The following is a 12,040-nucleotide window of genomic DNA, read 5'->3' as shown; positions in this document are numbered from 1 at the left end:
GAAATACCATGATGAAAGCAGTACAAACACACAAGCCCCTGCGTCGCAGCAAACCCATCAACCTGCCCGTGCAAGAGCACGATGACGACGGGTTCCTGATCCAGTTCAGTACCCGCTTCAGCGGCGGTTTTGCCATCTCCTGTGACGGCATCGCTGGCGAGTTCTCCATCGAAGACCTCAACTGATCCTGCCTGCCCAACGGCAGCGCCCGATGCAGACAGGCCGCAACTCACGGCGGCCTCTTTGTCTCACTCCCGCAAATTTTTCCGGCATCACCTAGCCAGCATCCGCACTCTTGGTCGGCAAGCCCCATACTCTCAGACCCGGCAGGCCTGCGCACCTTGCGCCTCCAGCAGCAGACACTCATCCGCATCCTCGGCCAGCTTGACCAGCCTGCTCTGCACCAGCCCCAGCTTGGCCAGCAGCGCCACCGAACGCTCATTGCCCGGGGTGACGATGGCGACGACCCGCTTGATGCCGAGCCGCTCCCGACCATCCTGCAGCGCTGCCTGCGCCGCTTCAATGCCATAACCCTGACCGCGATAGGCGGGCAGGAAGGCGTAGCCTATGTCTTCACAAGGCAGGGTATCGCGCTTGATCAACCCGCAGATGCCGAGCTTGGCACCGTCGCTGCGCCGGGCCACCAGATAGAGGCCGTGACCGTGGCGGGCATAGCTGACCGCCGGCCCCTGCTGGATGTAGTTTTCGGCATCCTGCAGAGTGCGGATGCCCCGATCGCCGATGTAGCGGTGAAAGTCGGGGTCGTTGAGCAGTTCGATAATGAAGGGAGCATCGGCAACGGTCAGTTCGCGCAGTTCCAGGCGCTCGGAGAGGATCATGACAAGGGCTCGCATAGAAGAGACAGGCCCCAAGACTGCCCCCGCCACCGGCTATTGGCAAGGCTGTCACCATGAAAAAGGGCCGCAGTGCGGCCCCGGTCAATGAAATCAGCCGCGTCAGGCCGCCAGCAGTCCGGCGTAACCATTGCCCTGCTCGCGCAGCGCCACGAACACTGCCGCGCAGTCGGACCAGGAGAGACCGAGCCGCTCGGCTACCTGGGCGGGCCACTCGGGCGGTGCCTCGTCCCCCACGTCAGACTGCGCCGCCAGGGCGATGGCCAGATGGATGAGGGCGGCCTCGACAGAGAACTCCTTGGCCAGCAAGGGGTTGTAGTGATACTCCACCGCATGGCAGATGCTCAGGGGGAATTGCCAGCGTCTGGCCATCTCGGCCCCGGTCTGGGCATAGTTGAAGCCGACCACCAGCTCCTCGGCCTTGGCGCGCCCCTTGCTGGGCTCCAGATCCTTGATGTGGTTCACCATGTTCTCCGGCAGCCCCACGTGCATGATGAGCCGCCCCATGTCGTAGAGCAGGGCGCAGGTGAACACCTCCTCTCCCTTCATGCCCTTGAGCTTGGCCAGCCGTCTGGCCAGTTCGGCCACGTCGAATACCTTGCCCCAGAAATGCTTGAGATCGATGCCGGGCACCGCATTGATGGAACCGGTCAGGCCGCAGGCGAGCACCATGTTGCGCACCACGTCGACCCCGAGCCGTACCACGGCCTCGTTGACGGTGGCGACCTGGCGACTGCCGCCAAACTTGGCGGAGTTGGCCAGCCGCAGCAGCTTGGCGGAGATCACCGGATCCTTGTTGATCTTCTTGGCAATCAGCAGGATATCCGGCTCTTTCTCGTTGAAGGTCTGCACCAGTTCGCGCATGACTTCCGGCACGTTGGGCAGGTTCTGGGGCTTGGATAACAGCGAGTCTATGGTGGGCATATTGATATCCGTCCATGCGATTTTATGATGGTTGTTGTTTGCCGACAGCAAACCCACATTAATTATGGGTAACAAAAACCGCCCCTACCGAAATGTTTTTATCGAAATATTTCAATGCGTTAATAGCTATCTCGCTATACTGGCATCCTTTATGACATGACGAGGCACAGCATATGAGCGAACCCACCGAGTTCTTCGACGAACAAACCCTGCTGGAGATGGTCGACAACCAGCTGAGCGACGGCCACCCGCTGCAGGTCAAGGCGACCCTGATGCGACTGGTGATGAAGGGCACCCCCCGGGAAGAGGCCCTGCAATATATCGCCTGTGCCCTGGGGGCCGAGCTGATGGCGATGGAAGCGGATCAGGGCCCCTTCAACCTCGAGCGTTACGCCCAGTTTCTGGACTCCCTGCCCGAGATGCCCTGGGCTGAATAAACGCCAGCGACCACCGCCGGCGACCCGGTCGCCGGCCTGCCCCCGTTAGGCAAGCCACCCCGCCAGCCATTATCATTACTGCCACCGGACAGCAGGGGAGCAAGCATATGCGCTGGCAAGATCGCCGTGAGAGCAACAATGTGGAAGACAGGCGCCAGCAGGGCGGCGGGGGCGGCATCCCCATCGGCGGCAAGGGGCGTCTGATCCTGCTGGTGGTGGTCATGGTGGCCGGCTACTACGGGGTGGACCTCTCCCCCCTGCTCAGCGAGCCGACCACCCAGAGCCAGCCCCAGCGTCAGGAGATGTCTCAGCCGGCCAAGGATCCCCTCGCCAGGTTCACCTCGGTGATGCTCGCCTCCACCGAGGATGCCTGGGGCGAAATCTTCCAGCAGAGTGGCAGCCGCTATCAGGCCCCCAAACTGGTGCTCTATCGCGGCGCAACCCGTACCGGCTGCGGCCAGGGCCAGTCGGTGATGGGCCCCTTCTACTGCCCGGCGGATCGCACCGTCTACATCGATCTCTCTTTCTATCAGGAGATGCGCGACAAGCTGGGGGCCGACGGCGACTTCGCCCAGGGCTACGTGGTGGCACACGAGGTGGGCCACCACGTGCAGAACCTGCTCGGCATCGAGCGCAAGATGCGTGAACAGCAGCAGGGATTGAGCCGGGCCGATCAGAACAAGCTGTCGGTCAAACTCGAGTTGCAAGCTGACTGCTTTGCCGGCGTCTGGGGCCACTACATGGAGCGGGAGCAAGTGCTGGAGCATGGCGATCTGGAAGAGGCGCTCAACGCCGCCCAGGCCATCGGCGACGACCGTCTGCAGCAGCAGAGCCAGGGCCGGGTGATCCCGGACAGCTTCACCCACGGCAGTTCGGCCCAGCGCTACGCCTGGTTCAAGCGCGGCTTCGACAGCGGCAAGCCCGCCAGCTGCAATACCTTCGCCGCCCGCTAGACGCCCAAAATAAGGTTCTTCGCGGGATCTTGGGGAAGTGGAAGTTGACAGACAGGGTGCTGGTAAACTGGCTGTCTCCAAACACACCACCACCATCACCCTGCTGTCGCCGTGCATCATATTGATATTGCCTCCTTCTGGCCAGGTTATACCGTCATCGCCCAAGCGCTTTCTGCCAACCATCACACCCTGTTTACCCTTGAGCCTCGCGCCGACTTCTTGCCCCGTTGTCGCCGATGCCTGCAACCCACGCCATTGATCCACGACCAACGTATCCGCCGGGTGCGTGAGCGAGACCTATTTGACCGACAAGTCTGGTTACAACTGCCTGTTCGCCGCGTCGACTGTCTGCGCTGTGGTCGCGTCAGTGAACATATCGACTGGCTCCCCTCTGGCTCCCGCCTCACCCGGCGCATGCAGTGCTGGATTGAAGCGCTCGTTCAGTACCTCCCCATCCGCCATGTCAGCCAGCTCACCGGGGTCGGTTGGCACACCATCAAGGAGATCGACAAGCGCCGTTTGCAGACCAGTGTGGGCACCATCGAACTTGGGGAGGTGCGGCGGCTGGTGATGGATGAGTTTGCCCTGCACAAGGGACACCGCTATGCCACCGTGATCATGGATGCCGAGCGAACCCGCGTCCTGTGGGTGGGGCACGGCAACAGCCGGGCCGCTATCCGTCCCTTCTTCGAGCAGCTCGGCGAGCGATGCCAGCAGATTGAAGCGGTGGCGATGGACATGAACACGGCGTTCGACCTGGAGGTGAAGCAACACTGCCCGCAGGCGGAGGTGGTCTACGACCTGTTCCACGTGGTGGCTCGCTATGGCCGAGAGGTGGTGGACCGGGTGCGAGTGGAGCAGGCGAATGCACTGAAAAGCGATAAACCGGCGCGAAAAGTGGTCAAAAGTGCGCGTTGGTTGCTGCTACGTAATCGGGCGAAGTTGAGTGAAAAACAGGATGTGAAGTTGCAGGAGCTGTTGGCGGCGAATCAACCGCTGGCGATGGTGTACGTGCTGAAAGAGGGGTTGAAGGGCATCTGGTATGCGCCGAGCGTGTGGGAAGGATGGCGACGATGGCGGAGCTGGATGCGGCAGGTGAAGGAAAGCGGGCTAGCGCCGCTGCAACGATTTGGTCGAAATTTATCGAAATATATGCGGGGGATCCTGGCGAGTGCAAACTACCCGATGCACACGAGTGTGCTGGAAGGGGTGAACAACAAGATCAAAGTGATAAAGCGTATGGCATATGGATTTAGGGACTCAGAATACTTTTTTCTGAAAATCAAGGCGGCCTTCCCCGGAAAGCCGCGATGAACCCAAAATAAGGGCCGGATCCTGACAGGATCCGGCCCTTTTTCCATTCATGGGTGAACGTCAGTACTGGGAGTTGACGATCACCTCCTCCCCCAATGCGCCAGCCAGCGGCAGCGGCCGGTAGGTGGAGTTGGCCGAGCGCAGCAGCCGGATGCCGCGAATGCCGAGCTCCTGCGCCGCCTTGATGTCGCCATCGGCATCGCCGTAGAAGATCTTCATCTGCTTCTCCTTGAGCCACTGCACCTTGGTGTTCTGGCCCGGCTGATCGCCGGCGAAGATCACCGGGTTGAGCTGGTCGGCCGGAATATTCATGGTCTGCTGCAGGGTCTGGCTCACGGTCTCGGTCTTGGTGGCCGAACGGCCGGTGACGAAGTAGATGTGATCGCCGCGCTCAAGGTGCATGGCGATGAGCGCCTCGCCCACCTCTTTCGGCACGCTGAACGCGTCCCAGCCGTTGTTCATCTTCTCCCAGAAGGCCGGGTTCTTCAGGTAGCTCTCGTCATTGGGAGAAAACTCCTGCTTGCCGCGATAGAACCCCGGGCTGGAGAAGAGCAGGGTGTCGTCGATGTCGAAACCTACCGCCATCGGCGGCAACCCATCCAGGCTCTTGGCAATCTGCGTCACCGACACCCAGTGAATAGGGGCCTGCTGGGCCAGGGTCACTGCAGTGACACCGGCGGGGCTGGCCGGGGCTTCGACCGCCACGGCGGGTAGGGTCAGGCTGGCGGCGACCAGGGAGGCAAGCAGGGCAAAACGGGGAGATAAGGACATGATACGGCTCGTGACATGAAGGAAACAGGGGGCCGATCCTGCCCCATGCCGGCACCGGAAACCGTGAAACCCGCCACAAAACAGGGTCAAATGACACGCATCACCACGGCAAGCCCCCATCTTGGCGCAATCGCCAAACAGCATGGCGTGAGCACCAAGGCCGGAGCCGACGCTGCGCCCCATACTGGCCACTCCCATCCACTCAGGAGCCCATCATGGATTACAAGCAACGGCTGCAAGACTGCCTCAACCGGGTCATCTGCGACCCCGATTTCACCTCGGCCGAACTCGATCACTGGTTCTGCCCGGACTATGTCCAGCTGGTGGATGACCAGCGGCTGGATCGCGCCGCCTTCGAGCAACACCTGCTGGCCCTGCGCCAAAGCCTGGCCCGCTGCGAGATCCGCTTTGTCTCGCTGCTGGCCGAGGGAAACCGGGTCCACTCCCAGCATCGGGTGCGGGCCTGGCGTCACGACGGCGCCCAGATCGAGTGCAAGGTAAGCGCCCTGTTCACCTTTCAGGGCGAACGCCTGAGCCACACCGATGAGCTGACCTGCCTGCTGGCGGGGGAGCCAACCGACCGGGATCTCGGCTCCCGCCTCACGGCCCCGCCGGCTCCCGCAAGAAGCGATTGAAGGCGTGAGAAAAGGCGCTGAAATCCCCGTAACCCAGTTCGAGGGCTATCCGCGACAGCGGCTGGCCCTGTTGCTGCAACTGGCGGGCCCGTCCCATCACCACCTGTTGCCGCCATTGCCGAAAGCTGCAGCCCAGCTGCTGGCTGAACAGCCGGTTGAGGGTGCGCACCGAGGCACCTGAATCGGCAGCCAGCTCCGCCAACCCGTATTCGATGGAAGGGTGCCGGCAGACCCGCTCCAGCACCCGCAGCAGCCGCACGTCCAGCGCCGCGCTCAGCATGAATCCAGCCACCACCGGCGCCTGTCGCAGCTCGGCCACCAATACCGTCAGATAGGCATCCCTGAGCCCCGACTCCGCCATGTCCGCCAGCCGCTCGAACAGGCCGGCCAGCAGCGGGCTCACCTGACGGGTCGTCAGTTCGCTCCCCCCATCCAGGTCATCCAGATAGATCAGACTGAGCCGGGAGTGACGCAGCACCCTGAACTCATGGGCCAGCCCGGCCGGGATCAGGCAGAGCTGGCCCGCCACCAGCAGCACGCCTGCCGCCTCACTGCTGATCACGCCGCCCCCCCGATGCAGATAGCAAAACTGTGAGCCGCCGTGACAGTGGAGGGCGGTGAGCGCGCCTTGCGGGTAGTCGCGATACAAGAGCTTCATGACGAACGCCCCAGGCCCAAGGCCCACCCACCAGCAGGCTCTTTCGGCACTTCTTGTCCCCCGCTCTCGCCCCGGTGGGCTATAACTGCTGTACGCCTTCTAATGACATTCAAATCAATTGCACCATTTATTGGAGATGCCATGGACGTGCACACCGCAGCTGCCCATTCGAACACAGTCACTCCCGCTTCACCCCAGGCCAGACTGGAGGCCGTCGACCAGCTGATGGCACGGCTCGAGCTCGCGCCAGATGGCTTGATTCTGGATGCCAACCCCCGTTTTCTCGCCATCATGGGATATCAGCTGGCCGAGCTCAAGGGTCAGCACTACAGCATGCTGCTCCCCGCTGAGGCGGAAGAATCCGCCGACGAGGTCACCCGTTGGCAGGCGCTGCGGGCGGGGCAGGCACAGGAGGGGGAGTTTCACCGGCTAGATCGGCAGGGACGGGACATCTGGCTGCGAGGCAGTTGCAGCCCCCAGCTAGATGAACAGGGCGCGCTGATCCAGGTCATCGAATACACCATGGATCTGACCGAGCAGAAGCAGCTGAACGCCAACTTCGAGGGGCAGCTCAACGCTCTGAGCCGGGTCATGGGCAAGGTGGAGTTTTCACTGGATGGCATCATCCTCGATGCCAATGCCCGCTTCCTGGAGACGGTGGGCTATCAGCTGGAGGAGCTGAAGGGCCAGCACCACCGGCTGCTGGTCGATCCTGACTACGCCCAGTCGGCCGACTATCGCAGCTTCTGGGAAACCCTGCGCCGGGGTGAATTCCTGGCGGGAGAGTTCTGCCGGCTCGGCAAACAGGGTGAAGAGATCTGGATCCAGGGCTCCTACAACCCGGTGCTGGATCTCACCGGCAAACCCAGCAAGATCGTCAAGTTTGCCACCGATATCACGGCCCAGGTGGCGCAGCATCGCCAGCTCAAGCGCGCCATGGAGGAGGCCGAAGAGGCCGCCAGAGTGCGTGAGGAGCTGCACAAGTCGCTACAGGAGATGTCGACCCCGGTCACCCCCATCTGGGACGGGATCCTGCTGCTGCCGCTGGTGGGGATCATCGATTCCATGCGCACCGCCGACGTGATGAACAAGTCGCTCACCAAGATTGCCGAGACCCGGGCTCGGGTCTTCGTGCTGGACATCGCCGGGGTCGCCACCGTGGATACCGGCGTCGCCAACCAGCTGATCAAGATCACCAAGGCAACCCAGTTCATGGGGTGCGAGGCCATCATCTCCGGCGTCTCGCCGGCCATCGCCCGCACCATGGTGGAGTTGGGGGTCTCTGTCGGCGACATCCGTACCACGGCGACCCTGCGGGATGCCTTCGAGATCGCCCTCAAGCGGGTCGGATCCACCCTCTAGGAGAGATGCATGCTGCTCAACAATGATCTGGGCATCGCCGACGTGGCCGACTGCATCGTGGTCAGCATGCGCCCCGACCTCGGTGACGAGGGCATGCAGCAACTGATGCAGGCCCTCTCCCAGCGGCTGATGCTGGGCCGCCAGCACGCGGTACTGCTCGACTTCTCCGGGGTCATGCTGCTCGATCACCACGAATTCAGGCAGGTGCGCAAACTGGCCGAAGTGTGCCGCCTGCTCGGTGCCGTCTGCCTGCTGGTCGGGCTCAATGCAGGGATCGCCGCCTTCCTGGCGCTGGCCGATGCCGAGCCCGGGCCGCTGCGCTGCTTTCTCGACATGGACGATGCCTTCGCCCATGTTCGCACGACGCTCAAGGATGAGGAGTAGCGCAGCATGCAGTTGGAACAGAGCGTTCAAGAGGCCAGCTACCCGCTGCGCCACGACATCGACCTGCACCTGACGGTGATGGCGGTACGCCGCCTCCCCTTCATCGCCAACCTGTCCGAGGTGGACCGTGCCATGCTCTCCACCGTGGTCTCCGAGCTTGGCAGCAACATCCTGAAATACGCCGAACGGGGGGAGATCACCCTCACCCTCCACCATCCCAGAGGGCGCCCCTGCATCGACATCGTCGCCCGCGATCAGGGCCCCGGCATTGGGGACGTGCATCAGGCCATGCAGGATCACTACAGCACCTCGGGCACCCTGGGCCTGGGCCTGCCCGGCGTGCGCCGCATGATGTCAGAGCTCACCATCAGTACCCCGCCGGAAGGGGGGACTCTGGTGCAGGCCCGCAAGTGGCTCGGCGCGGCCCCTCTGGTATCCAGGCAAATCCCCCCCCTCGCCTGTGCCGGCCAGCTGCACGCCGGCCTGCAACTGGCATGGGCCAGCGAGAACCGCCCCTGCTATCCGGAACGAGTCTCCGGTGATCTGGCCTTCATCCGGCCGGGGCCGGAGGGGGTATCGCTGATCCTGATCGACGTGAGCGGCCACGGCGCCTCGGCCAACAAGCTGGTACAGGTGCTGGAGGCGGCACTGCAGCAAACTCACGAGCAGGAACCGGCCCGCCTGTTGCAACTGCTGCACCAGCACTGCATCGGTACCCGGGGCGCCGCCGCCGGCGTGGCCCTGGTCAACGGCGAGCAAGGTGAGCTGAGCTATGCCGGCATCGGCAATACCCGCATCTGCCTGCGTGGCCGCGAGCCCTGGCGCGGCATCTCCCGCGATGGGGTGCTGGGAGAGCGCTTTCCCACCCCCTTGCTGCAGCGCCAGCCACTCGTCGCGGGGGACGTGGTGATGCTCTATTCGGACGGTATCAGCGAATCCCTCAACCTGCGCGACGGTGCGCTGGATCTGACCGCCGAACCCGCCCAGCTGGCACGCCAGGTGATCGCCCACAGTGGCCGCAGCACCGACGACGCCAGCTGCATCGTGCTGCGGGTGCAGGCAGGGGAGGAAAACTAGATGCGGCAACTGATCGGCGAAACCCTGCTGTCAGGCCCGGCGGCGGCACTCACCGCCCGGCGCAAGGTGATCCAGGTACTCACCTGCCTCGACAGAAGCCCCACCTTCGTGGCACCGCTGGCAGGCGCTACCTCCGAGCTGGTACGCCAACTGGTGGCGAACGCTGAGCCGCTGCAACTGCAGGTGTGGCTGGAGCCACACGCGCAGGAGTTGTGGCTCTCGCTCTCGGCTGATGCCCCTATTGCCCCCGAGCCGGACGGCCGCCATTCACGTGGCATCCGGCTGGTAGCCCACGCGGACAACGCCATCGCCCTGGTCTACCGCCTGCCCCGCTGGCCTGATGAACCGCTGCTGCAACAGATGCAGCAGCAGTTCGCCGAACCGACCCGGGACGAGCTGTTTGCGGTGATGCAGGCCAAGAACCAGGAGCTGGAAGTCGCCTATGAGCTGGCGGAGGGCGCGACCCGGGCCAAGAGCGATTTTCTCGCCAACATGAGCCACGAGATCCGCACCCCCATGAACGCCATCCTCGGCATGTCCCATCTCGCCCTGCAGACCCGGCTCGATCCGCAGCAGTTCGACTACGTCAGCAAGATCCAGCGTTCGGCCCAGCATCTGCTCGGCATCATCAACGACATCCTCGACTTCTCCAAGATCGAGGCCGGCAAACTGGATCTGGAGCGGATCGAGTTCGATCTCGACCATGTGCTGGAGAATCTGGCCACCCTGGTGGGTGAAAAGGCAGAGGCCAAGGGCATAGAGCTGCTGTTCGAGGTCGATCACCAGCTCGATACCCTGCTCTATGGCGACCCCCTTCGCCTCGGCCAGATCCTGATCAACTACGCCAACAACGCGGTCAAGTTCACCGAGCAGGGGGAGATCCTGGTCAAGGTCAGCTGCCTGGAGAAACAATCCCAGGAGGTGTTGCTGCACTGCTCGGTACAGGACACCGGGATCGGCATGAGCCAGGAGCAGCAGCAGCGGCTGTTCCAGTCATTCCAGCAGGCGGACAGCTCCACCACCCGCAAGTACGGCGGCACCGGCCTCGGCCTCGCCATCTCCCGCAAGCTGGCGGAGCTGATGGGCGGCGAGGTGGGGGTACAGAGCGAACCGGGCCAGGGCAGCACCTTCTGGTTTACCGCCCGACTCGGCCGGGGCAGACGCAGATCCCGCTATCTGCCGAGCCTGGATCTGCGCGGGCGCCGCATGCTGGTGGCCGACGACAGTGCCAGCGCCCGCACCATCATGGCCGCCCTGCTGCGCAGCATGAGCTTTGTGGTGGACACCGCCGAATCGGGCCAGCAGGCACTGCAGATGATCGCCGGTGCCGAGCAGGAGGGGCAGCCCTACGAAGTGGTATTGCTGGACTGGCACATGCCGGGGCTGGATGGCATCGAGACCGGTCGCCGCCTCATCGCCCGCGGCATGGGCCAGCGTCCCTACCGGGTCATGGTGACCGGCTACGGACGGGAGGAGGTCTTTCGCCAGGCCGATACCGCCGGCTTTGATCGGGTGCTGGTCAAGCCGGTATGCGCCTCCGTGCTGTTTGATACCGTCATCGGCCTGTTCGGCCAGCAAGCAAGCCCCCTCACCTTCAAACCACCCCAGGCTACCCATCACTACCGCTTCGACGGGCTCAGGATCCTGCTGGCGGAAGACAACGAGCTCAACCAGCAGGTGGCGCTGGAGCTGCTGCGGGCGGTCGGCGCCGATGTCAGCATCGCCGGTAATGGCGCCATCGCGCTGGAGATGGTGGCCCAGACCCACTACGACCTGATCCTGATGGACATGCAGATGCCGGTGATGGATGGCCTGGCCGCCACCCGGTTATTGCGCGAGCGGGAAGACGTCGGACAACACACCCCGATCCTGGCGATGACGGCCAACGTCATGGCCGGTGATCGCGAACGCTGCCTCGCTGCCGGGATGGACGATCACATCGCCAAGCCCATCGACCCCGACAGGCTGTATGCGGCCCTGCAGCGCTGGGCCACCTCCTTCAGCCGCGAGGTCAGCAGCAGACTCACTGCCTCGCGCGCATCCCCCGCCACCGCCTTGCTGCCACAGCTGCGGGCGCTCGGCCTCAACGCCGAAACCGCCCTGCAACGCTTGATGCACAACTGGGAGTGGTATCGGGATCTGCTGCAACGTTTCGCCCGCCAGGGGAGCCAGCCGATGGAAAGCCTGCTGGCCGCCTTGCAGGCGAATGACCGGGAAGAAGCGCATCGACAGGCCCATACCCTCAAGGGCATAGCCGCAACCCTGGGGGCCGGGTCGCTGCAGGAGGTCTCGGCCCGGCTGGAGAGCGCCCTCGCCCGGGGAGACGATGCCACCAGCCTGCTGCCGCTGGCCGAACTGGGGCTGCAACAGCAGCAACAACTGGCCGCCGGCCTGCTGACACTGCTGCCGGCCCCTGCCGCCCCCGGCTTGCCGGAGGCAACCCCCGCCGAGCTGGCCCCCCTGCTGCACCAGCTGACCGGGCTGCTGCTGGAAGACGATGCGGAAGCCTTCATCCTGTTCCAGCGCAATCAGGCCAGGCTCGCCCCCCTGCTGGGCGAGGCGGCACCGGCCATGCACGATGCCATGACCCGTTTTCGCTTCGCCGACGCCCTGGCACATCTGCAACAAGTCCGGGCCCTCAGACCCGATCTGTTCAACCAAGAGTGAGGCC

13 protein-coding genes are annotated in these 12,040 nt (G+C 63.8%); 9 read left to right on the top strand and 4 right to left on the bottom strand.

The genetic code is table 11. From position 1 onward, the window contains the following. Positions 1-8 precede the first annotated feature (8 nt). On the top strand, positions 9-185 hold the full coding sequence (locus C2U40_RS00225) for a hypothetical protein (protein ID WP_017408838.1): 177 nt from the start codon (positions 9-11) through the stop codon (positions 183-185). A gap of 132 nt (positions 186-317) precedes the next feature. On the opposite strand, the gene C2U40_RS00220 is transcribed toward C2U40_RS00225, so the two are convergent. Together C2U40_RS00220 and C2U40_RS00215 are read right to left on the bottom strand one after the other, a co-directional pair. After that, entirely contained in the window at positions 318-839 is a 522-nt protein-coding gene (locus C2U40_RS00220) for a GNAT family N-acetyltransferase (RefSeq protein ID WP_103828826.1), read from the bottom strand. 117 nt (positions 840-956) lie between these two features. Then, positions 957-1,778, bottom strand: a complete 822-nt coding sequence (locus tag C2U40_RS00215; RefSeq protein WP_024945656.1) for an HDOD domain-containing protein — start codon at positions 1,776-1,778, stop codon at positions 957-959. Positions 1,779-1,951: 173 nt separating this feature from the next. On the opposite strand from C2U40_RS00215, the gene C2U40_RS00210 reads away from it, so the two are divergent. The 3 genes from C2U40_RS00210 to C2U40_RS00200 all read left to right on the top strand — a co-directional run bounded on the left by C2U40_RS00210 (position 1,952) and on the right by C2U40_RS00200 (position 4,482). Then, the gene (locus C2U40_RS00210; protein WP_029304437.1) at positions 1,952-2,215 is read left to right on the top strand and encodes a hypothetical protein; all 264 of its coding nucleotides are present in this window, start codon (positions 1,952-1,954) and stop codon (positions 2,213-2,215) included. Between the two features lie 107 nt (positions 2,216-2,322). Then, positions 2,323-3,168, top strand: coding sequence for a KPN_02809 family neutral zinc metallopeptidase (ypfJ, locus tag C2U40_RS00205; RefSeq protein WP_103828825.1), 846 nt, complete (start codon positions 2,323-2,325; stop codon positions 3,166-3,168). A 111-nt stretch (positions 3,169-3,279) separates the two neighbouring features. Continuing rightward, positions 3,280-4,482: an ISL3-like element ISAeme19 family transposase gene (locus C2U40_RS00200; RefSeq protein WP_081000878.1), complete on the top strand. Its 1,203-nt coding sequence runs from the start codon at positions 3,280-3,282 to the stop codon at positions 4,480-4,482. Between the two features lie 60 nt (positions 4,483-4,542). Here the strand turns inward: C2U40_RS00200 and aphA are convergent, their stop codons facing one another. Then, on the bottom strand, positions 4,543-5,253 hold the full coding sequence (aphA, locus tag C2U40_RS00195; RefSeq protein WP_181014976.1) for an acid phosphatase AphA: 711 nt from the start codon (positions 5,251-5,253) through the stop codon (positions 4,543-4,545). 215 nt (positions 5,254-5,468) lie between these two features. Here aphA and C2U40_RS00190 point away from each other — a divergent pair, with 215 nt between their 5' ends. Continuing rightward, on the top strand, positions 5,469-5,888 hold the full coding sequence (locus tag C2U40_RS00190) for a hypothetical protein (protein WP_103829301.1): 420 nt from the start codon (positions 5,469-5,471) through the stop codon (positions 5,886-5,888). Here the strand turns inward: C2U40_RS00190 and C2U40_RS00185 are convergent. Further along, positions 5,854-6,546, bottom strand: coding sequence for an AraC family transcriptional regulator (locus tag C2U40_RS00185; RefSeq protein ID WP_077095770.1), 693 nt, complete (start codon positions 6,544-6,546; stop codon positions 5,854-5,856). The genes C2U40_RS00190 and C2U40_RS00185 overlap by 35 nt on opposite strands. Positions 6,547-6,687: 141 nt before the next feature. Between C2U40_RS00185 and C2U40_RS00180 the strand changes: the two genes are divergently transcribed. Genes C2U40_RS00180 through C2U40_RS00165 form a run of 4 tightly spaced genes read left to right on the top strand, consistent with a single transcriptional unit; the run spans position 6,688 to position 12,036 of the window. Continuing rightward, complete coding sequence (locus C2U40_RS00180) at positions 6,688-7,908, top strand: PAS domain S-box protein (RefSeq protein WP_181014975.1); 1,221 nt, start codon at positions 6,688-6,690, stop codon at positions 7,906-7,908. Between the two features lie 9 nt (positions 7,909-7,917). After that, positions 7,918-8,292 carry a sigma-B regulator RsbS gene (locus tag C2U40_RS00175; RefSeq protein ID WP_011704395.1) on the top strand — a complete coding sequence of 125 codons (375 nt, stop codon included), beginning with the start codon at positions 7,918-7,920 and terminating at the stop codon, positions 8,290-8,292. Positions 8,293-8,298: 6 nt separating this feature from the next. Beyond that, entirely contained in the window at positions 8,299-9,369 is a 1,071-nt protein-coding gene (locus tag C2U40_RS00170; RefSeq protein WP_103829300.1) for an ATP-binding SpoIIE family protein phosphatase, read from the top strand. After that, a complete protein-coding gene (locus C2U40_RS00165; RefSeq protein WP_103850999.1) occupies positions 9,370-12,036 on the top strand; it encodes a response regulator in 2,667 nt (888 codons plus the stop codon). It begins immediately after the preceding gene. Positions 12,037-12,040: the final 4 nt, after the last annotated feature.

The sequence above is a fragment of the Aeromonas sp. ASNIH4 genome (assembly GCF_002934425.1).
GTDB lineage: Bacteria > Pseudomonadota > Gammaproteobacteria > Enterobacterales > Aeromonadaceae > Aeromonas > Aeromonas hydrophila.
This window is presented reverse-complemented; position numbering and strand designations above follow the sequence as displayed.

Coding starts and splice junctions, on each gene's coding strand:
- C2U40_RS00225 (WP_017408838.1), top strand. CDS start 9: ATGATGAAAGCAGTACAAACACACAAGCCCCTGCGTCGCAGCAAACCC.
- C2U40_RS00220 (WP_103828826.1), bottom strand. CDS start 839: ATGATCCTCTCCGAGCGCCTGGAACTGCGCGAACTGACCGTTGCCGAT.
- C2U40_RS00215 (WP_024945656.1), bottom strand. CDS start 1,778: ATGCCCACCATAGACTCGCTGTTATCCAAGCCCCAGAACCTGCCCAAC.
- C2U40_RS00210 (WP_029304437.1), top strand. CDS start 1,952: ATGAGCGAACCCACCGAGTTCTTCGACGAACAAACCCTGCTGGAGATG.
- ypfJ (WP_103828825.1), top strand. CDS start 2,323: ATGCGCTGGCAAGATCGCCGTGAGAGCAACAATGTGGAAGACAGGCGC.
- aphA (WP_181014976.1), bottom strand. CDS start 5,253: ATGTCCTTATCTCCCCGTTTTGCCCTGCTTGCCTCCCTGGTCGCCGCC.
- C2U40_RS00190 (WP_103829301.1), top strand. CDS start 5,469: ATGGATTACAAGCAACGGCTGCAAGACTGCCTCAACCGGGTCATCTGC.
- C2U40_RS00185 (WP_077095770.1), bottom strand. CDS start 6,546: ATGAAGCTCTTGTATCGCGACTACCCGCAAGGCGCGCTCACCGCCCTC.
- C2U40_RS00180 (WP_181014975.1), top strand. CDS start 6,688: ATGGACGTGCACACCGCAGCTGCCCATTCGAACACAGTCACTCCCGCT.
- C2U40_RS00175 (WP_011704395.1), top strand. CDS start 7,918: ATGCTGCTCAACAATGATCTGGGCATCGCCGACGTGGCCGACTGCATC.
- C2U40_RS00170 (WP_103829300.1), top strand. CDS start 8,299: ATGCAGTTGGAACAGAGCGTTCAAGAGGCCAGCTACCCGCTGCGCCAC.
- C2U40_RS00165 (WP_103850999.1), top strand. CDS start 9,370: ATGCGGCAACTGATCGGCGAAACCCTGCTGTCAGGCCCGGCGGCGGCA.